Origin of the sequence: Vibrio sp. SCSIO 43137 (assembly GCF_028201475.1) — a bacterium.
Lineage (GTDB): Bacteria > Pseudomonadota > Gammaproteobacteria > Enterobacterales > Vibrionaceae > Vibrio.
The window spans coordinates 1,068,232-1,087,890 of record NZ_CP116384.1 but is presented as its reverse complement, the minus strand read 5'-3'; the positions used below and the strand labels follow the sequence as shown (position 1 = coordinate 1,087,890).

Sequence of the window (19,659 nt, the reverse complement as noted above, 5' to 3'; positions counted from 1 at the left end):
TATTGTGTAACCGAATTGTTAATTAATTGACCGAATCGAGATGTTTGAGCCTTAAACGTAAAAATGAGCTTTGTACGGTTGGGGTTTGAAACATGATACTTGAGTTGCATTTAGCCTGAGGTGAGGTGAATTCCGCCTTGTTTCTCTACTCTTTAACCACCTTTTAACCCGTTAAACGCTAAGTTACCGCCAGTTTGTACTACACGGGTCATTGTCATGAGTAAGCTTAACGAATCGGCGAATAAGCAGTATCTGATAAATAACTGTCTGATCTTTGATGTAAAAAGCAATTATCTTTATGAGCAGGGAAGGGATGAAAAAGGAACTTATATCGGAGCCAACGAAGCTCAGTTGCTGTTGGTGTTGATGGAAAAGAGAGGAAACCTGATCAGTAAAGACGAATTGCATAAGCTGGTTTGGACTGAAAAAGGGTTCTGTGTTGATGAATCCAGCGTGATTCAGGCCATTTCAACCCTTAGAAAATTGCTTAATGATAGCGCTAAATCGCCCAGCTATATTAAAACAGTGCCTAAAAAAGGTTATCAGTTTATCGCCTCTGTGGAGGTGGTTGAAAGTAATCATCAGGCTTCTTTGTCAGCAGAGGTTTCTGATGCAGGCTCTGAACCGATAGTGGGTCATTTGATGGCTCAAAATAACAGAAAACCATTTAAGCAGGGTCTGTTGAGACGTTGCTGGAAAGAGATAGCTGTACTGATTTCTGCCGGGATTATGCTTGCTACCCTTAGCCCCAAGCTGGTGTCTAAAACGGTAACCTTAACCGATATTTCTATCGCTGATGCTAACGTTTTTGTTACCGACAGCAGTATCTATCTGAATAAAGATTTGGCACAAAGTTTTACTGCCTGCGTTGAGCTCTATTTGTCTGAGAATGGTGAACCACGCCGGCCGGAAAGAGTGATTGTCGGAAAGGGGAGGCAGAAGGGCTGGATACTAAACCTAATTTTCCCCTCAGCAGAATATGCGCTAAACCTTGAAATTTCACCTGATGTCCTGACCGGAGATTCCGTCTGTCAGCGTGGAGGTACTCAATGAAGCTTCTGCGCATTATAGCCGCCCTTATGATTATCACTGTTTCGGGTCTGTTCTTTTTACATTCCGACTTCTATCAGAGTAGCAAAATCAGTTCCAGTATCTGGATAAATGAAAACAGGGTACTACTTAGTGAGAAGGATAAACTGCCGAAAGAGAGTAAAATTCCTCCTGTTCAGGAAGTCCGTTCAACGAGTAATACCAAGTTTTTAAGTAACGGTTTTTATATCCGGCAAAGTAAGGTTCGTGCATTTACCAGCGAAGCAGATCCTCTGCTATCGCTGGATATACAGGACAGAGGTCGCTGGCAAATAGAAGATGGTTTTTTACTGATGGAAGTAGAAAGCATTGAAAATACCGGGCTTCCCGATGGTCTTACCCCTCTGGCAACAGAGGCCGAGTTTCTGAAAAGCATCTATTTCAATAAGATGAAAAAGGCTAAAAAAATCAGCTATATCACAGACAAAATCATCTTGCTGACTGCCCTTAATCAGCAAAACGAAGTGATGGTTGCTAAGTAATCTCCCCCACTTAACCCAGCTTTAACCCTTCGGATTGATAGCATCGTGTTATCAATTTCGGAGGTGTTTACCATGAAGCCCCATCGTTCAATACGATATACCTTAATCTCTGTGCTGGTGAGCGGCCTGTTAGGTTGCAGTACTACATCAGAGCTCTCTTTTACCACACAGGCGGAAGAGTCACTAAGCGTCACCAATATGGTGATGCAGCGTGAGCTTAATCTTCCCGCTAATGCCGTTGAGCAGCCTGCCGTTTTATTAACGGATCTTATCGGAATTTCAGAATTGGATAAGTTGATTGCTACTGCAATGAACAGCAATCCCGGCCTGCAGCAGAGTGTGGTTGCCCTGAAAATTGCTTATGAGCAGCAGGATATCTCATATGCTGCCCGTATTCCGTCTGCAAGCGCATCTTTTAGCGGAACAGCAAAAGAGAACAGTGATGAGAGCTATAACGCTGATCTTACTGTGAGCTGGGAACTGGACTTATGGCAGAGGCTGGATGACAGTAACAACGCAGCACTAAAGGATGTGGCAGCCAGTACTGCTAATCTTCAGGCGGCTAAGGATTTACTGGCGGCCAATATTATGCGTGGCTGGCTGGATATCAGCCTGAAGCAACAACTGCTGGCTATTGAGCAGAAGCGTCTCGCTATATTAAAAGATAACGAAAGCCTGATCCTGCAGCGTTATCGTGCCGGCCTGGATAATCTGGAAGATCTGGACAGTGCCAAATCGAGTAGCGCTTCGAGCAGTGCAACGGTGGCGGACTATAGCGAGCAGTTGGCGAAGAGCCGCCGTAGCCTGATGATGCAACTGGGTCAGATAAGTAGCGAACCTATGCCGTTTCCGGAAATCAGCAGCGAGTTTCCTCAGGTAATCTATCCGCTGGATGAGATGCAATCGCAGAATCTGCAAAGACGGCCGGACTTGCGGGCCGCTTTCTACAACATTGAAGCGGAAGCGTTACGTACCGACGCAGCCTATAAAGCCATGTTGCTGAGTATCAATCTGTCCGCTTCCTTATCGGATGTGGCAGATACACCATCGCAAGCCCTATTTGCCAGCCCGTTGTGGAGCCTGCTTGGCAGTATATCTGCCCCGCTGTTTCAGGGAGACAAACTCCGTTCTCAGGCAGAAATAGCCCAACTGACCACAGAAAAAAGCTACTGGACTTATCAGGAGACCCTCCTGACGGCGGTTAATGAAGTAGAAAACGCTCTCGGACAGGAAAAATCCCTGCAACGGCAGCAGTCCCATATCAGGGACGCTCTGGCCAGTGCTAAACGTAGCTCAGTGACCTACGAAGAGAAGTACCGGCAGGGGCTTGCAACCATATTTGATTTACTTACCGCACAGCAAAAAACCTTTGACCTTGAGTCGCAGCTGACACAAATGACTTACAACCGCCTTAGTAACCGAATCGATCTAGGGCTGGCACTTGGCCTTGGAGCATCCTCATGAAAAAACATTTAATTACCATTGCCGTAACAGCAGTTTCTGCCGCTTCCATCTTTGCTGCAGCGGCATTTAACGGCTCTCAGATTGAAGCTCAGAAAGAGCAAGAGAGCCGGATTCAGGCGGAACAGAAAACCAATGCTCCCGCAGTAACGTTACAACAGGTAGAAGTTATCGAGGTGACCGCTGGTAGTTACCGTGCACATGTTACTGGTTACGGCGAAGCGCGATCGCGCTTTGAGCTTACTTTTTCATCGGAAGTTAACGGTAGAGTTAACAGTGTAAACAGCCAGTTTGAATCGGGTCAGGTAGTTAAAAAAGGCACGGTTTTGGCCAGCATTGACACCGCACCTTATGAACAGGCTCTGGCGGAAGCAGAAAGTAACCTTGCTCAGGCAAAACTGGCTTTGCTGGAAGAGGAACGGCAGGGTACTCAGGCCAAATCTGAATGGGAAAAATCGGGGATAAAAGGTGAGCCGGCATCGGCTTTGGTGCTACGTGAACCTCAGTTAATTAAGGCGAAAAAAGCGCTGGAAAATGCGCAAAAGGCGCAGATCAAAGCGAAAGAAGATCTCAGTCATACCCAAATCCGGGCGCCGTTTGATGCCTTGATTGTCAGCCGGGATATTGCTCCGGGCAGTTATCTGCAAACAGGTGGAACCGTTGCCACCTTGTATAGTGTTGAAGAGATGGAAATCAAGATCCCACTCTCTCAGAGCCAGTGGGGGAATCTGCCTAATCTGGACAATGAACAACTGGCAGAAAACCCAAATCAGTGGCCTGTATCCCTAACCAGTTCTGACGGCCAGTCTGGCTGGACAGGATATATCCGCAGAGTAGAGCAACACCTGAATAGCTCGACAAGGCAACGTTCTCTGTGGGTTGTGGTGGATAAGCCCCTTGAGCAGAGCACGGATCTTTACCCGGGCTCTTTTGTAAGGGCAGATATCAGCGGCTCAGAAAAGAACAGTTTGTGGAAGTTACCGGCTTCTGCTATCTCTCAGCAGGGCGAGATTTGGATGGTAGATAACGCTGGACTGCTACATAGTTACCCGGTGCAGACTCAGTTCTCATCAGGTGATTACGTATATATCTCTCCATTGAGTTCTGAAAAAAGCTTAGTAGTGAAGAGACCACTTAATAGTTACAAGGCTAATATGTTGGTTGCAGCGAAAACTGAGGGGCAGTCATGAGCAGACAAGTACCTGCCGGAGAGAATCCGACCGGCATCATTGCATGGTTCGCTAAAAACTCAGTAGCCGCTAACTTACTGTTGATCTCAGTGTTAATTCTGGGTATTTCAGCCCTTGTGGGGCTACGTAAGGAAGGCTTTCCCAGTATTGAACCTAACAGGGTAACCGTATCGGTCTCTTATGACAGCGGCGATGCGCAGCAGGCTGAAGAAGGGGTCACTATTAAAATAGAAGATGCCCTGGAGACGGTTGCCGGTATTAAAAGAATTACCTCAACCTCTAACGCCACCGGCAGCCGGATCACTATTGAAAAAGAGACAGAGTATGATCTGGATACCCTGCTCAGTGACGTTAAGACCAAGGTCGACGCCATCAGTAATTTGCCATCTGACGCCGACAGACCGGTTATCGATAAAGCGCAAAGGCAGGATCACGCAATCTGGGTTCAGCTGTACGGAGAAGCTGATGAACAGGTACTTCAGGATTTGGCTGAGCAGCTGAAATCGGATCTGCTGTCACAGTCTGCTATCCGGGATTTGACCATAAAGGCCAAAGCCGACCCGATAATCTCTGTTGAGCTGGATGAGTTTAAGTTACAGACCTATGGCCTGACCATGTCTGATATCTCTTCGGTAATCAATGCTGAATCTTCCACCGCAATGTCCACCAGTTTGCGTAACGGGGATAAGGTGGTTCGACTTAAAACCACTGAGCAGGCTTATGAAGTGGAACAGTTCCGTTCTATCCCTTTAATCACACAGGCGGATGGCTCTACTGTTCGTCTCGGCGATGTGGCCAAAATAGAAGAGAAGCTGGACGACGATACTTTCAGTCTGTCGCGCTATCAACAGCAGAATGCCATGGCGATACAGATTGTGATGGATGAGTACGGTGATGTTATTGACGTTGTTGAGCAGGCCAAAGGGGTTGTTGAGCAGTGGAGAAACAGCAATATCCTGCCGGATAACGTCTCTATCGATACATGGTATGACCAAAGTAACGTCATATCAGACCGTCTTTCTCTGCTGTCAAAAAATGCCTTAACCGGTATTGCATTAGTGTTCGTTGTATTAGCGCTATTTCTGAATGTGCGTGTGGCGCTCTGGGTAGCGGCAGGGATCCCTTTTGTTTTCCTTGGCACCATGTTCTTTATGGGAGAGAGCTTTTTAGGGCTGACCATCAATGAGTTAACCACTTTTGGTTTTGTTATGGCGCTGGGGATAGTGGTGGATGATGCCGTTGTGGTGGGTGAAAGTATCTATACTACCCGTAAACAGCTGGGTGACAGCATTAACAGTACCATCAATGGCACCCTGAAAGTGGCCGTTCCGACCATGTTTGGTGTATTAACCACGGTTGCTGCTTTTGTCGCTCTCTCTAATGTTACTGGTACTCTCGGGCAGATATACGCCCAGTTTGCTACTGTAGTAGCCGTTGCCCTGATGCTTTCAATGGTGGAATCCAAGTTAATCCTGCCTTGTCATCTGGCTCATATTGATACAAGCCGCAATCAGCCTAAAGGTCTGTGGGCCAAGATTCAGCATGGCGCTGACAGCGGCCTGCAATGGTTTAGCAGAGTGATTTACCGCCGTATTATCGAGGTGGCTTTGCGCTTTCGTTACGCTGTGATCCTGCTGTTTTTGTCGCTGTTTGTGCTGGTTGCTGGTATGCCGATGAGTGGTGCGGTTAAAGTGGCTTTCTTCCCTGAAATGCCGGGAGATACTGTCTTAGCCAGTATGAGCATGCAAAACGACAGCAGTTTCGGCCAGACCAGAAGCAACCTGCTTCTGCTTGAGTCCGCTGCCTATGATGCAGATAAAAAACTGAGAGAAGAACTGGCGGCGGATAGCGAGAGCGAAATTCTTAGTCTGCAGGTGCTTTCAGAAGCGGATGATTCAGGAACGGTGACCATTGAACTGGACAGCGACTCTGTCTATTCATCTAAGCAATTTGCCACTTTGTGGACTGAACTGAGCGGAGAGCTGGAAGGGACTAAAAAGCTGGATATTCAGTCGCAGAACAGAATGGTGGACAACTTTAAGGTAGAACTTAAAGCATGGGATGAAACGACGGTAGTCGCTGCTGGTAATGCATTTAAGCAGCAGTTGCAGCAAGTTCAGGGGGTAAGTGGTCTGGACGATAATCTTGACCCCGGTGAACCTCAGTACCGTTTTGAACTGACAGAGCAGGGAAGGGCACTTGGTCTGGATACGGCCAGCCTGTCTGGCCAGATACTTCAGTCATTTGGTGCCGGTTCGGTTCAGAAATTCCAGCGCAACAAAAGCGAAGTTGCCGTTAAAGTACGCTACCCTCAGGAACAGAGGCAGACACTGGCAGACATCAAAATGGCCAATATACGGACTGCAGATGGTACGGTTGTACCGTTAAGCACAGTGGCAGAGGTCTTTACCGAGTTTCAGCAGTCTGAGGTGACCCGTATTGACAGCCAGCGCGCAGTGTATATCACGGCTTCGGTAGATAAAGACATCATAGCACCGGCACAGCTGGTGGCGAAGATGGAAGCGGAGGTGGTACCTAATCTTCTGGCCCAGTATCCTGGGCTGGTAGTGGATTTTGCCGGAGAGGCGGAACAGCAGGCAGAAACAATGGAATCAATGATGCATATGGCTGGTCTGGCACTTATCGCCATTTACGTTCTTCTGGCGATACCGCTTAAGTCTTATATTCAGCCGGTAATCATTATGACGGCAATCCCATTCGGAATTGTGGGTGCCATACTGGGACACTGGGGTAACGACCTGACGGTCAGTATTTTGTCCCTGAACGGAATCCTTGCCCTGTCTGGTGTGGTGGTCAATGACAGCCTGCTGTTGGTTTCAAGGTTTAATGATCTGATCAAAGAGAAAAAGCTCAGTCTGCACGACGCCATAGTGGAAGCTTGTACTGGCCGGTTAAGAGCCGTGGTGCTTACTTCCGTGACAACCTTTGCCGGCTTGGTTCCGCTTCTGTCGGAAACCTCCCTTCAGGCTCAGTTCCTGATACCGGCTGCTGCGTCATTAGGTTACGGTATTCTGTTTGCGAGTGTGATAACTTTGATACTTACACCTTCTTTGTTGCTAATTCAGTGTGAAATCAAAGCGCTACCTTCAAAAATCAGAGCAAAGTTCTCAGCGAAAACGGCGCCTGTACTACAATAAGAATCAAATTGCCCGGAGCGTAGCAGCTCCGGAAAGGGGAGCACAATGAAGTTAAGCCTACTCTTGGTTGAGGATGATATCGATCTGGCTAAAGCCATTGTCGATTACTTTGAACTGGAAGATATTCAGTGTGATCACGCGGCAAATGGTGTGGCAGGTCTGAACCTGATTGAAAGCAACCTTTATGATGCGGTAATTCTGGATTTGAACCTGCCAAAAATGAACGGGTTAAAGGTGTGTGAATCACTTCGGGAGCAGGGGATAGATGTACCGGTACTTATGCTGACGGCCAGAGATACCCTGAACGACAAGTTGGTCGGTTTTTCAACCGGTGCTGATGATTATCTGGTGAAACCTTTTGCTATGGAGGAACTGATTGTCCGTGTTCAGGTGCTGGCAAAACGGCGCAGTGGACAGACAGCGAAGCTGAAAGTGGCAGATATTGAGCTGGATATTACCCAGAAACAGGTGTTCAGGGGCGGTCAGCCACTGACTCTGTCACCGACCGCGATCAAGATTCTGGAAGTTCTGATGCGTAACAGCCCTCATACGGTTTCGCGGGAAAAAATTATGCAGGGTGTCTGGGGGGATGAACAGCCGGACAGCAATAGCCTGAAAGTGCATATGTTTAACCTGCGCAAACAGCTCGATGGCGATTATGAACAGAAGCTTTTGCACACTATACAGGGGCGAGGATTTGCTCTGAAGGAGATTAAGTAAGCGATGAAAATCAGGCCCAGCCTTCGTATCTATTTTCTGGTTTCACTGCTTATTGTCGGCAGTGTCACCATCATTGCTTTTTCGATTCTGTCAGCAAACTATTTTGTAGACGGCCTTAAGATTGCTACCCGGCAATCCATGCTGGATGCCACTCAGGCTGTTGGTGTGGAAGATGGAAAGCCGATCAAAGGGTTAACGCTTACCATAGCAAGCCGCTGGCAGGATATTCCCGAGCGTATCAGGGTGAAATTTCAAGCTGAGCCGGAAAGGCTGTTTAAGCTGTACGCCCGTATTGAGGAAAAGAGTTTTCTTAACCGGCCCAAAAGCGCCGTGTTTGCTATAAAAACTATGAATAAAAGTGGTGAAGTGCGTTTTCTGGCCAAAGAGGTGTTGAGTGAGGATATTGAAAACTTTAAAGACCTAAATACATCACATCATGTTCAACTGATGTTTTATGGGGCGCTTGGCATATTGGTGTTTAGTGTGGTGGTTTTCTTTTTGATTCGTAAAATAGCTGAGCCTATCGAACGGTTGAAAGTGTGGACGAAAGAGCTAAATTCTGAAAACCTAAAAAATCCGCCTCCTGACTTCAACTATGCTGAGTTGAACACGTTAGCATCGTTAGCTCAAAGCAGCCTGCTTTCGGTGCAGGAAAGTCTGGACAGAGAACAACAGTTTTTAAGCTATGCCAGCCATGAGTTACGTACCCCGATAGCGGTAACCAGAACCAACTCCGAGCTACTAAACAAGCTAATTAAGGCCCAAAAAAATCCTGAAAAACAGCAGGAAGTGGTGGAGCGAATTCACAGAGCCAGCATTACCATGACAGATTTAACGGAAACCTTGCTCTGGTTAACCAGAAGCGAAGGTAAATCTCTGCCGCAGGAGCAGGTTAATCTGGCGAGTCTGGTGGAGCAACTGACACATGAACTGGACTACCTGCGCATCGGCAAAAAGGTAGAAGTCGAAATATCAACGGATGGGCAGGAGTTTGAGTTGCCGGCCATGCTCTGCAGGATAGTGATTGCTAACCTGATCCGAAACGCCTTTCAACATACCGCTGAAGGAAAGGTATCTATTGAGCAAAAAGGTAGGGTTATTCAGATTGTGAACCAAAATAGTAAAGGGCAGGAGAGCCGGGAAGAGCTTGGGTTCGGGCTGGGGCTTCAGTTAACGGAAAAACTAATAAAACAGTATCGCTGGCAGTATTCAAGCAGTGATATCGAAGGCGGAAGAAGCGTTTCCCTTACTTTGTAGCCTCTTCTGACAAGTATTGATTACAGATTCTGGCAATAGTGCCATCCAGTTTCATTTCGGCAATGGCTTTGTTGATTCTGGGCAGAGCGGCGGAGTTGGCTGCGGTAAGCTTGATACCAAGATCGGCGTGGCTTAACTCCATACCCCTGACAAACAGGTCCCGGTTGATGTTAAAGGTTCGGGTAGCGTAGGCAAAAGCGACTGAGTCCATAAAGATGGCATCAGTGCGGTTTGCTATAAGCAGTTTCAGCAACAGCAGATCACTATCTGCTTCATGCCTTGTTACCAATCCGCTGCTGAAAGCTTCAGAAAACAGAGGGAAACGGTAGCCTTTACGGGTACCGATAACTTTCTGCGCCATATCTTCCGGCTGGCTGACCTGAATGACTTCGGTGCGGGAAAAGTAGATATGTTCCCTGACGCTAAGTATGGTGTCAGAGAACAGATAGGTGTCGGCTTTACCAGGGTCGTTCCAGGAGGGGGAGTCCATTACAATCAGATCAACACTGTTTTCCTCGAAAAGCCACTCTGCTCTTCTCATCGGCAGAGCTTTAATGGTGAGTTGATCTCCGGTGCGCTTAAATACTTCCCGCAGAATATCGACACCAATGCCCGAGTAATGCCCTTTCTGCTCCATAAAGAAAGGAGCCCAGATATCCGAGGTGGCAACAAACACCTTTGCCTGACCTGTGGCGGGTAAAAGCAGACCAAGTAGTAATAGTGACAATGCTTTAATCCCGCTCATTATTAGTTGCCCGTATCTGAGATCGGATTAATGTAATCTTCGGTAATTCTCTCAATGGTGCCGTTAGACCACATACGTTTAAGTGTCTGATTTAGCGTTTCAATAAACTGATTTTTATCGCGGATGTCAGCTGCTTTTGAAAACCAGAGATAAGAGGGTAGAGGGGCTGAAATAGGTTTGTTCAGGGGTTCTATCTGGTCGCTCAGGCCGAGAATATTGATTTTATACTGGGTTACTGCGCCATTATTTACATAGGCATCAATGCGTCCCGCGACCAGTTTCCTGAGGTTTTGTTCAGAAGTCGCCCCTTGCAGAATGGAGAACTTACCTTCGGCAAGGGCCTGATCAAACTCAGGTGAAATAGAGTGCCCTACATCAACGCCAATGATTTTTCCTTCCAGATCATTGAGATCGCTAAAGGTAAAGTGGTGGCCTTTTTTAACAAATATCTTGTATTGGCTGTACTGAATCGGATAGTCGGGAAACAGGCCGTAAGCCTCTCTCTCAGGTGTTTTGAAACCGATAATAATACCGTCGGCATAACCGTTTTCCACCATATATAGACCACGCTTCCACGGCAGACATTCGACGACAATAGAGTGGCCTGTTGTTTTTAAGGCCATACGGGAAATATCAACGGCGCTGCCGGTTGGTACCTCACCACTGCATGAGACATATGGGGTGAACTCCAGTGTTACCAGCTTTAGCGGGCGCTCAGACTGACCTGAGTAAACAGGCAGTGAGAAAAAGAGAGAAATTAACACCGCTAACCTATACATATCAGACCCAGACGAGGTTATTTCAGTTACTGATGGCGATACTCCTCGGTATTGAAGCGCCCTATGGTCAGACTGAATCGAAACAATTGATTTAAGTTTAGTACAGATATCGTGCAGGGATTCCCTTCGCCTGATTGAGGCTCTGAAGGCTTTTTATATTAAACAACAAAGCCAGTGAAAAACCGGCTTTGTTGGACGAGATAAACTCTGAGTAGAGACAGGAAGTTAGCGTCGTTTAGGCAGTTCATCTCTGCTGAGGTAGTTATCTCCGTTTCTATCCAGCCTACTAAAGTCACTGGCTAAAGGCCCCCTGACTTCACTTTTAGAGAGTTTGCCGTCTCCGTTTTTGTCCATCCGGGAGAAGTGGTCGTTTCCCTGACTGCGGTTATTGCTGGTTTGTTTTAACTGAGGTTTGCCGGAGCTGTTTTTCCGGTCATTCTCAGGGGTACTGATAAAGGTTTGAGTCTCTCTTTGCTGCTGAGTTGGCTGCTGAACAAAAAGGCTGTTATCAGCGACACAGCGAACCATGTTGTTTATACGTATTGCGTCTCCCTGAGGGCCATGGCCGGTCGGGTACTTTGAGGCGCTACCGGATTTCGGATCACTGCGCTGAGACCCTGCACCATGTACATCCAGCCAGCTTCCGTTCATATACCCTAAGGAGCGGCCAAAAGCGATATATGCTGCTTTGATACCGTTTTTCTGGTTCTGGTGAGTGGTACTACTCCAGTAGCTGGCATAGTCGGTTTTATTGGCTTCATTCTTTATCTTAGTGGTGCTGAACAGAGGGTCGATTGCTGCGGACGAGCTGGTATCGGGAGAGCGCGAGTAATCAACAATAGACTGAAGCTCTTTAATATTTGGCAAACGCCATTGGTCACTACCGGCCAGAGAGAGGTTTTCACAATAGTTCAGTGCATCTGAAAAGTTCATGGCTGTCTGGCTGTCATTTTGTTGCCACAGCAAGCCGGTTGCTCTGTCTGAGATGGTTCCGTCTCTGTTATCAACAAACTGGTTTAAACCGTAATCAGGGTTGCCCCTTACAACGAGCACATAAAAGGTTTTTTCACCAATACGCGGATGGTTCATACCGTAGCCCTTTATTCTGCCGTCGATAAAATTGACGCCAAATACGGTTTCATCCCTCTTCATGGTGGTAGAGACATATTTAGTAGCAGAGACAAACTGACCGTCTATCAGCCGCTCTCCCGCTTCTGTGTCACCGCCGTTAACAGCAAAATAGCGTGTATCGATAAAGGGGATCAGTTCTACCTTTCCGGACTGACTGATACCACTGGGATCCTGACCATCAAACAGAATAAGTGAATAGAGTTCCTTAATGGTTGGAAGACGCCAGTCACTGTATCCGCCAAATCGCAGAGACTCTGCATATTCAAGGGCATCCTGATAACTTAGCTTGTCTTTGCTGTTAATTTTGCCGTCACCATTCAGGTCGCTGCTGGCTGTCCACATTAGCTGAGTAACCATATCCGTTACTGTTCCGTTGCTATTGGCTTTATATGTTGGTTGGTTGCCCTGATATTGAGCGTCCTGTCCGTAAAAAGGGGAGTCAGAAGTGGGGCAGGAGGAGGCGTACTTAGAACCGAAACAGCTTAGCTGATTGGTATCTACTATGTTGTAGCTTTCAGCCTGTGCTGCGCAGGCGATCAACAGTAAAGAGGGGCAAAAAACGGCTCTTACTTTCAGAGGTAAACGCATAAGTTAGTATCCTTTACAAAACCTGTCGTTATTCTAGCTGCTCTATTGTAAAGCTTCGTAAAACAGTGGTAATGGAGTGTAAATATTGATGGAGTGAATATGTGAACTTCTGCATAAACTACCGCGTCTGTATGCCTGTCACTTCACTGTTCAGAAATGGATTTTAGGGCACTGTATAGTTTTGAAACTCAGCATAGAACAACTGACAGCAAAACGGAAATTGCCATTATGTACAAACAGCTGACTGAAGAGAAAAGACTACAGATATGGGCGATGCGAAAGGAAGGTAAGTCTCAGTCTGAGATCGCCCGTTTATTGCAGGTTCACCGCTCTACCGTAAGCCGGGAGCTGAACCGAAACTCCGGCCCCTACGGCTATGAGCCTCAGTTAGCTCAGCGGATGGCCATCTACCGTAAGAAATTTCACCAGCAGGTTGTTGAACGCCAGTATGAAGAGTTAGCCAGAGAGCTACTGAGTCTCGACTGGGATCGGGAGCAATGTCTGGCGTTTGTTCTTCATCATCACCCTGAACTGACTCTGGATGAGACCAATGCGCTTTTTGCTAGAGTTGAAGTGGAAAAAATTGTTTAAAAACTGAACAGGGATCACGTGTTGCACTTGCCTGTTTTTGTCGTTATGCCATCCGGTGGTGAGTGTTGCACTTGCTGCCTTACTTGTCTTCCTTTACTTGTATTTCCTTACTTTAGTTGTTGCACTTGCTCTTTAAGAAAGCAAACTCGATTTTGTTGCACTTGCTATGGAGTAGCTGCTTAGCTTAATAATTATTATTTAATAATCAACTAGTTAGTGTTATTTTTTCGAAGTGATCTTTGTCGCATTTATTTGAGGTAAAGCTTTCTATATTAGATTGCGTAAACAGCAAACTAATCTAATTCAGGGAGTCAGAAATGAAGAAGTTTAATCATATTGGTATACCAACCTCCGTTGAGCATGCTGATGAGATTTTTAATCCGGATATCGGCTTATATGTCACTGACTTTGCGAAAAGCGAAAACCGCATTGAGTGGTTACGTTTTCTGCAAGACAGCCCTATGCCGGAAGAGCTTAAAAATACCGCTCATGTTGCCTATGAAGTGGATGATCTTGAACAGGCAATGAAAGGGAAAAAGGTGCTTCTGGAACCATTTAATGCCAGCGAAACGCTGAAGATTGCCTTTGTTATGGAAGACGAAGCTCCGGTCGAGTTGATGCAGTTCCTGTAGAACAGCGCAGTTGCAAAACCTATATTCAGTTACGTGAAAAAGAGAATCCTACAATGAAAAAGTTTATTAATAACAGCGAAAACATCACGGTTGAACTTCTTCAGGGACTGGCAATGACGTTCCCGCGAAAAGTGAAAGTGATCTCAGACAAAATTGTTTCCCGTGTAACACCGAAAGACCCAAATAAAGTGGCTATCGTCACCCTTGGCGGAGCCGGGCATGAGCCTGCGCTTAGCGGTTATGTGGGTGAAGGTATGCTCGATTACTCAGTGGTAGGCGATATATTTGCTGCACCTGGTGCACCGAAAGTATTTGAAGCACTGAAACTGGCTCAGCGTCCTGCCGGCATTCTGTTTGTGGTGCTTAATCACGAAGGTGATGTGATGGCAGCCAATATGGCTATGGAGATGGCGAAACGGGAAGGCATTAAAGTGAAAATGTTGCTGACCCATGAAGACATCAGTGCCGGACTGGAAGCTGATAAGAAAGACCGCCGCGGTCTGGCTGGCTGTGTCCCTGTCTATAAAATCGCCGGTGCAGCAGCAGAAGCAGGCCTGTCTCTGGACGAAGTTTACCGTGTTGCTGATAAATTTAATCAGAATATGGCCACTCTGGCGGTCGCTATGAGTAATGCCACTCATCCTCAGTCTGGCATGGCTATCGGTGATCTGGCTGATGACGAAATGGAAATTGGTATGGGGCAGCACGGTGAAGGCGGCGGTGGCCGGATGAAGATCCAGACCGCGGATGACACCGCCAATATTATGCTGTCTCAGCTTAGCAAAGCTCTTGAAATTCAGGGCGGAGATGATCTGATGCTGATGATTAACGGCTCCGGTGCCACTACCTTGATGGAGATGTTTATTGTCGCCAGAGCGTGTCATCTGGCGCTGGAAGAGAAACAGGTCACCGTTGCACGCTCTAAAGTGGAAGAGGTGTTAACCGTTCAGGAGATGGCCGGATTCCAGATGTGTATCGGTAAGTTTGATCAGGAAACTCTCTCTTACTGGGACAAGCCTTGTAACACGCCTTACTGGACTCAGCAGTAGTTCCAATCCGGCCTGCCAGTGCGCAGGCCGGGCAATCGCAAAATGAATAGCACAGGCTTCGCAGAGATGCTGAAGCAGGGCTTCGTTTTGCCTGAAACCGGAGAATTATTATGACGGAATTCAATCGGCAGTTGCTGTTCGCCATGTTGTCTGATGCGGCGGAGCATATTGAATCCAATGTGGCTTACCTGAATGAACTGGACGGTAAGACAGGTGATGGTGACCACGGCACCACCATGCTCAGGGTGTGTCACTGCATTCAGCAGATGCCATTGCCAGAGAGCGGAGACTGGCAGAAAGAGGTTGATGACCTTGGCTGGGCCATTATGAGTCAGGATGGCGGCTCGGCCGGAATGCTGGTGGGTAATTTGTTTATCGGTATCGCACAAGGGTTATCCCAGCCGCTACTTTCCCCTTCTCAAATTGCAGCCACATTTCGCTGCGGGTTAGAGCGTATGGCTCAGTTTAGCGGTGCAAAGCAGGGTGATAAAACCATGCTGGATACTTTAATCCCTGCCATTCATGCCCTTGAAACGCAAGCGCAGGAAGGGGCTTCTGTGGAAGCCATGTTCAGGCAGGCTGCACTGGCTGCAAGAGAAGGGGCTGAAGCGACAACCGCTATGCGGCCTGTCAGGGGCAGGGCAAAAAATATGGGTGATAAAGGAATCGGTTTTATTGATCCCGGCGCAACCAGTATGGCGCTTCTATTTGAGTCCTTTAATCAAACAATTCAGAAACAAAACGGCTAGGAGAGAGAAAATGGCAGATAAAGACGGCATGAAGCTGGCAAAAGATTATGGTCTGGATAAACCTCAGCAGAATCAGTCCTTCTATGTAAAGGGAATGGATCATGTTGACTGGGGAATGAAAGATCGCCTGAGCCGGATTTTCCGGCCGGAGTCAGGCAGAACAGTGATGCTGGCCTTTGACCACGGTTACATAATGGGAGCGACAGCAGGCCTAGAACGGTTGGATCTGGCTATTGAGCCTCTGGCGCCTTATGCCGATGCGTTAATGGCGACACGAGGTGCACTGCGCAGTTCGATTCAGCCTATACATAATAAACCGGTTATCTTAAGAGCCAGTGCGGGAAGTACGGTGCTTAAAGAGGATATGAGCCATGAGGTAGTGGGAGTGGACATTGATGATGCGGTCAGAATCAACGCCTCTTGTCTGGCTATTCAGGTGTTTGTTGGTGCTAAGGGAGAGTGCTCCAGCCTGCAAAATATGGTGAACACCATTGATGCAGGAGCACGCCTTGGTATTCCGACTTTAGGTGTGACAGCTGTCGGTAAAGAGATGGAACGGACACCGCGCTACTTTATGTTGGCAACCCGTGTAATTGCTGAACTGGGGGCTCACATTGTTAAAACTTACTACTGTGATGACTTCGATAAAGTTGTTGCAGCCTGTCCGGTTCCTATTGTGGTTGCTGGCGGGAAGAAGCTGCCTGAATCCGAGGCTCTTGAACTGACCTACAAAGCGATTCAGTCAGGTGCGGCAGGTGTGGATATGGGGCGCAACGTGTTCCAGTCCGACAGCCCTGTCGGCATGATTAAAGCGATTAGTGGCGTGGTGCATAACGGATTGACGCCTGCACAGGCGTTCGACTTATATCAAACGGAAAAACATCAGACATATTGATGTGTCTAAGGAACAGATATGAAATTTCAACAGTTTATCCTTATACCGGTTATCGTGGCATTTCTGGCGTTAACCATTCAGATTGTCGATCAGTTACTGGCGGGTTATATGCCGGTAGAAGGTAATGTCGGCTTTGGCTGGATAGCCTTTATCGCATGGGCCATGTATTTTATGGCCGGTTGCACCATAGAAGGCGGCAAAAAAACCTTATTCGGATACATTGCCGGTATTATCGCTTCGGTAGCCATTATGGAGCTGGGTGGCGCGTTATCCGGTGCGGGCTTTTTTGCCTTCCCCCTTGCCATCTTTGTCGTGGTGGTTCCATGTATCTGCTTAGAAAGGCTGCCACCGTTTGACTTTGTTCCGGCTCTGTTTGTCGGTGCCGGTACCTTCTTTGGCTTTATGTCTTATGTGTCTGGCGCGACCTATGTAACGGCAACGGTGACTGAACTAATCTACTGCCTGATTGGTTTAGTATATGGCTGGATGACGGTTAGCCTCAGAGGGCGTTATGAAGCCTATGTTGAGCAACAGCAGCATGAGCATAGCGGCGAACATATCCCTCACTAGTTTTGCCGGTGATAAACAAAAGCGCAGCCTGAATAGGGCTGCGCTTTCTATATTCTGTCTATCGAAATAGTCGCTGTTACTTAGCGGTATAGCAGTTACTCGGGGCGGATAACCGACTTAACCTTATAAGCGAGGATCAGGGAGGCCAGCGCAAGAGTAATGGAGTTAGCGATAATCATAGGGCGGTCAGAAACAGAAATCCCGTAACCTAACCAGCTTGCAACGCCAAGCACGAAAATAACATACATGCTTAATGAAATACCTTTAGTTTCTTTGGTTTTTACTACCTGAATTACCTGAGGAAGGAAAGAAACGGTTGTCAGAAAAGCTGCAAGAAAGCCTATGTGTTCCACTAAAAAACTCCTGAAATGTATAAGATGGGGGCATTATATTGATGTGATCTCAATCACGCAATGGCTTTTCTGATGTTTTTCTAAACAAATATTTCAGCCGGTTCAGATTAGCGACTAATCTGAACCGGTTTCAGTGTTTATAAACAGTGGCAGTTTATATCATACTGGCGGTTTTAAGCTTAAGCACATTGGCTTCCAGCTGATAGTAATCAAGGGGCTGAGGTTTGCCAAACAGATAGCCTTGCTGAAGTTGAAAGCCCAGCTCATGCAGAAGGTCCGACTGCTCTATGGTTTCGATACCCTCTATCAGGCAGCGTATATTAAATGCATTGGATAAGGTACGGATACACTCAAGGGTTACCTTATGCTGTTGTGCATTTTCAGTAAACATTCTGTCTACTTTAAGTGTGGTTGCGGGAATAAGGTGGAGGTAGGCAAGAGACGAATATCCGGTACCAAAATCGTCAATGCTTACTTTCACTCCGCGACGGGCAAGCTCCTGAGCCTGACAGGTGTCGTTTTCCAGATTGTCTACCAGCACATTTTCGGTCAGTTCGATGGTCAGATCTGAAGGCTCCAGACCAAGGCGGGATATTAACGCAACGACCTGATCAGCAACTCCGCTTTTGTTCAGGTGCATGCCGGACATATTTACTGCGATGGTCAGCTTCTGCTCAAACATCTGTCGCAGTACACATAAATCCGTTAACGCCTGCTGCAGAACCCACTGTTCTAGAAGTTGTATCATGCCGGTATTTTCAGCAATACGGATAATCTCTTCCGGATTGACAAAGCCCAGATCATTATCCTGCCAGCGTAGCAGAGCTTCAAAAGAGACCAGCTCCCCTCTGCTTTTATCAATAATGGGCTGATAGTAGACGCAAAGCTGGTTTTGTCTGATTGCATCGGCAAGCTTGCCGGAAATATCGCTGGCCCGTTTCAGCCCCAGTTCCATTCCCTGCTGATAAATAACACATTTCTTCTTGCCGGTCTGTTTGGCCTGATACATAGCGGCATCTGCCCGGCTGATAAGTTGGTCGACGCTGCCGGCATCTTTGGGGTAACAGACGCTGCCGATACTGGCAGATATGGTGTTAATCGATACTCCGGTAAAAGGACTGGAGAGATCTCTGATAATATCGCGGCTAAGCTGTTTGATATCGTCACCACAGCAACTGTCTGCAATATAGAGAATAAATTCATCTCCGCCGAAGCGGGTCAGCAGACGGCGGTTATTTGTATAGCGGCTAAGGCGCTCTGCCACCTCAATGAGTAGTTTGTCACCTGTGCTATGACCATAGGCGTCATTGATCAACTTAAAACCGTCCAGATCAATATAAAGCAGGGTAAAGGGCTGAATATTGCCCTCTGCCGGACTCTCTATCGCCTGTTGCAGAACCTGATTCAGTCCTCGCCGGTTGAGTAACTTAGTTAAGGGATCGGTAGAAGCTTGTTTTTGCAGCGATAGCTCGATGTTTTTGCGTTCGTTAATATTATGGTGATGCAGGAGTATGGTTCGGGTTCCGTTTGCGTCGACCGCAGGAGTTGCGTTGAGCCTGTACCATTGCTCTCCGCTGGCACTGTTAAGCAACACGTCGTCATCGAACTCTTTGTCCTGATTTACTGTACTAAACACTTTATTGCAGCACTCAGCATTTATTATCAGATCCTGAAGATTGCTGACATTGTCGCCATACTCTTTTACAAATGGCGGATTGCCGCTGATAAAGTCTCCGCTTTCTGTGTAACTTGAGATAATCAGGCTGTTATTGATGGAGTATTTTGAAAATACCTCGTCGATTCGTATAGCTTCAACCAACATGCCGGTTCTCCCGTCGTCCAGCATAACGCCGGAATACTGACAAAAGGCTTCGACTTCTTGATCATTGGGGGTAAATTGCCAGTTTTCCTGATAGACCTTGTTGTGTTTAAAGCCCTCTTTATAGGTGAGAAGTGCTTGTTTTACAGCATGGGATGAACCGGAAAGATCCCGTTGTAAAAGAGAGTCCAGATCGGGGCAACCCCAGAATGAAACCGCAGCGGAGTTAGCCCAAATAATACGAAAATTATCAAAGTCATAAATCCAAACGGCAGTTTGAAGCTTGTCTAGGTTTGCATGCATTTCCTGGCTACCTGATGTTCGTTCCGGTGAGCTGTAATAGTTAATATTTGAAAAGGCTCTCATACTAGCAAATTATGGTATTTAGTATAGCTATTGGA

At 47.1% G+C, this 19,659-nt stretch carries 18 protein-coding genes; 13 read left to right on the top strand and 5 right to left on the bottom strand.

Annotated elements, in window-relative coordinates; genetic code table 11:
• The first annotated feature begins 216 nt into the window (after positions 1-216).
• The 7 genes from PK654_RS20810 to PK654_RS20780 all read left to right on the top strand — a co-directional run bounded on the left by PK654_RS20810 (position 217) and on the right by PK654_RS20780 (position 9,357).
• Complete coding sequence (locus PK654_RS20810) at positions 217-1,053, top strand: winged helix-turn-helix domain-containing protein (RefSeq protein WP_271699310.1); 837 nt, start codon at positions 217-219, stop codon at positions 1,051-1,053.
• Positions 1,050-1,571, top strand: coding sequence for a regulatory protein ToxS (locus PK654_RS20805; RefSeq protein WP_271699309.1), 522 nt, complete (start codon positions 1,050-1,052; stop codon positions 1,569-1,571). The genes PK654_RS20810 and PK654_RS20805 overlap by 4 nt, the downstream gene beginning before the upstream one ends.
• 72 nt (positions 1,572-1,643) lie before the next feature.
• Complete coding sequence (locus PK654_RS20800; RefSeq protein ID WP_271699308.1) at positions 1,644-3,035, top strand: TolC family protein; 1,392 nt, start codon at positions 1,644-1,646, stop codon at positions 3,033-3,035.
• Complete coding sequence (locus PK654_RS20795) at positions 3,032-4,222, top strand: efflux RND transporter periplasmic adaptor subunit (RefSeq protein WP_271699307.1); 1,191 nt, start codon at positions 3,032-3,034, stop codon at positions 4,220-4,222. The genes PK654_RS20800 and PK654_RS20795 overlap by 4 nt, the downstream gene beginning before the upstream one ends.
• A complete protein-coding gene (locus PK654_RS20790) occupies positions 4,219-7,380 on the top strand; it encodes an efflux RND transporter permease subunit (RefSeq protein ID WP_271699306.1) in 3,162 nt (1,053 codons plus the stop codon). The genes PK654_RS20795 and PK654_RS20790 overlap by 4 nt, the downstream gene beginning before the upstream one ends.
• Before the next feature lie 45 nt (positions 7,381-7,425).
• Positions 7,426-8,100 (top strand): response regulator transcription factor, encoded by a 675-nt coding sequence (locus PK654_RS20785; protein WP_271699305.1) that lies wholly within the window; start codon positions 7,426-7,428, stop codon positions 8,098-8,100.
• Positions 8,101-8,103: 3 nt separating this feature from the next.
• Positions 8,104-9,357 carry a sensor histidine kinase gene (locus PK654_RS20780; RefSeq protein WP_271699304.1) on the top strand — a complete coding sequence of 418 codons (1,254 nt, stop codon included), beginning with the start codon at positions 8,104-8,106 and terminating at the stop codon, positions 9,355-9,357.
• On the opposite strand, the gene PK654_RS20775 is transcribed toward PK654_RS20780, so the two are convergent.
• The 3 genes from PK654_RS20775 to PK654_RS20765 form a co-directional block, all read right to left on the bottom strand.
• On the bottom strand, positions 9,347-10,102 hold the full coding sequence (locus PK654_RS20775; RefSeq protein ID WP_271699303.1) for a substrate-binding periplasmic protein: 756 nt from the start codon (positions 10,100-10,102) through the stop codon (positions 9,347-9,349). The genes PK654_RS20780 and PK654_RS20775 overlap by 11 nt on opposite strands.
• A gap of 2 nt (positions 10,103-10,104) precedes the next feature.
• The gene (locus PK654_RS20770) at positions 10,105-10,881 is read right to left on the bottom strand and encodes a substrate-binding periplasmic protein (protein WP_271699302.1); all 777 of its coding nucleotides are present in this window, start codon (positions 10,879-10,881) and stop codon (positions 10,105-10,107) included.
• 225 nt (positions 10,882-11,106) lie between these two features.
• A complete protein-coding gene (locus PK654_RS20765; RefSeq protein WP_271699301.1) occupies positions 11,107-12,600 on the bottom strand; it encodes an Lcl domain-containing protein in 1,494 nt (497 codons plus the stop codon).
• 228 nt (positions 12,601-12,828) lie between these two features.
• On the opposite strand from PK654_RS20765, the gene PK654_RS20760 reads away from it, so the two are divergent.
• From PK654_RS20760 to PK654_RS20735, 6 genes are all read left to right on the top strand, one after another.
• Positions 12,829-13,191, top strand: coding sequence for a helix-turn-helix domain-containing protein (locus PK654_RS20760; protein ID WP_271699300.1), 363 nt, complete (start codon positions 12,829-12,831; stop codon positions 13,189-13,191).
• A gap of 317 nt (positions 13,192-13,508) precedes the next feature.
• On the top strand, positions 13,509-13,823 hold the full coding sequence (locus PK654_RS20755; protein WP_271699299.1) for a hypothetical protein: 315 nt from the start codon (positions 13,509-13,511) through the stop codon (positions 13,821-13,823).
• 53 nt (positions 13,824-13,876) lie between these two features.
• Positions 13,877-14,872 carry a dihydroxyacetone kinase subunit DhaK gene (locus PK654_RS20750; RefSeq protein WP_271699298.1) on the top strand — a complete coding sequence of 332 codons (996 nt, stop codon included), beginning with the start codon at positions 13,877-13,879 and terminating at the stop codon, positions 14,870-14,872.
• A gap of 110 nt (positions 14,873-14,982) precedes the next feature.
• A complete protein-coding gene (locus PK654_RS20745) occupies positions 14,983-15,621 on the top strand; it encodes a DAK2 domain-containing protein (RefSeq protein WP_271699296.1) in 639 nt (212 codons plus the stop codon).
• A 10-nt stretch (positions 15,622-15,631) separates the two neighbouring features.
• Positions 15,632-16,516: a 3-hydroxy-5-phosphonooxypentane-2,4-dione thiolase gene (lsrF, locus tag PK654_RS20740; protein WP_271699295.1), complete on the top strand. Its 885-nt coding sequence runs from the start codon at positions 15,632-15,634 to the stop codon at positions 16,514-16,516.
• A gap of 18 nt (positions 16,517-16,534) precedes the next feature.
• Positions 16,535-17,086: a DUF1097 domain-containing protein gene (locus PK654_RS20735; protein ID WP_271699293.1), complete on the top strand. Its 552-nt coding sequence runs from the start codon at positions 16,535-16,537 to the stop codon at positions 17,084-17,086.
• Positions 17,087-17,181: 95 nt separating this feature from the next.
• Here the strand turns inward: PK654_RS20735 and PK654_RS20730 are convergent, their stop codons facing one another.
• Together PK654_RS20730 and PK654_RS20725 are read right to left on the bottom strand one after the other, a co-directional pair.
• A complete protein-coding gene (locus PK654_RS20730) occupies positions 17,182-17,439 on the bottom strand; it encodes a SemiSWEET transporter (RefSeq protein WP_271699291.1) in 258 nt (85 codons plus the stop codon).
• Between the two features lie 154 nt (positions 17,440-17,593).
• Positions 17,594-19,561: an EAL domain-containing protein gene (locus PK654_RS20725; protein ID WP_271699290.1), complete on the bottom strand. Its 1,968-nt coding sequence runs from the start codon at positions 19,559-19,561 to the stop codon at positions 17,594-17,596.
• Positions 19,562-19,659 lie beyond the last annotated feature (98 nt).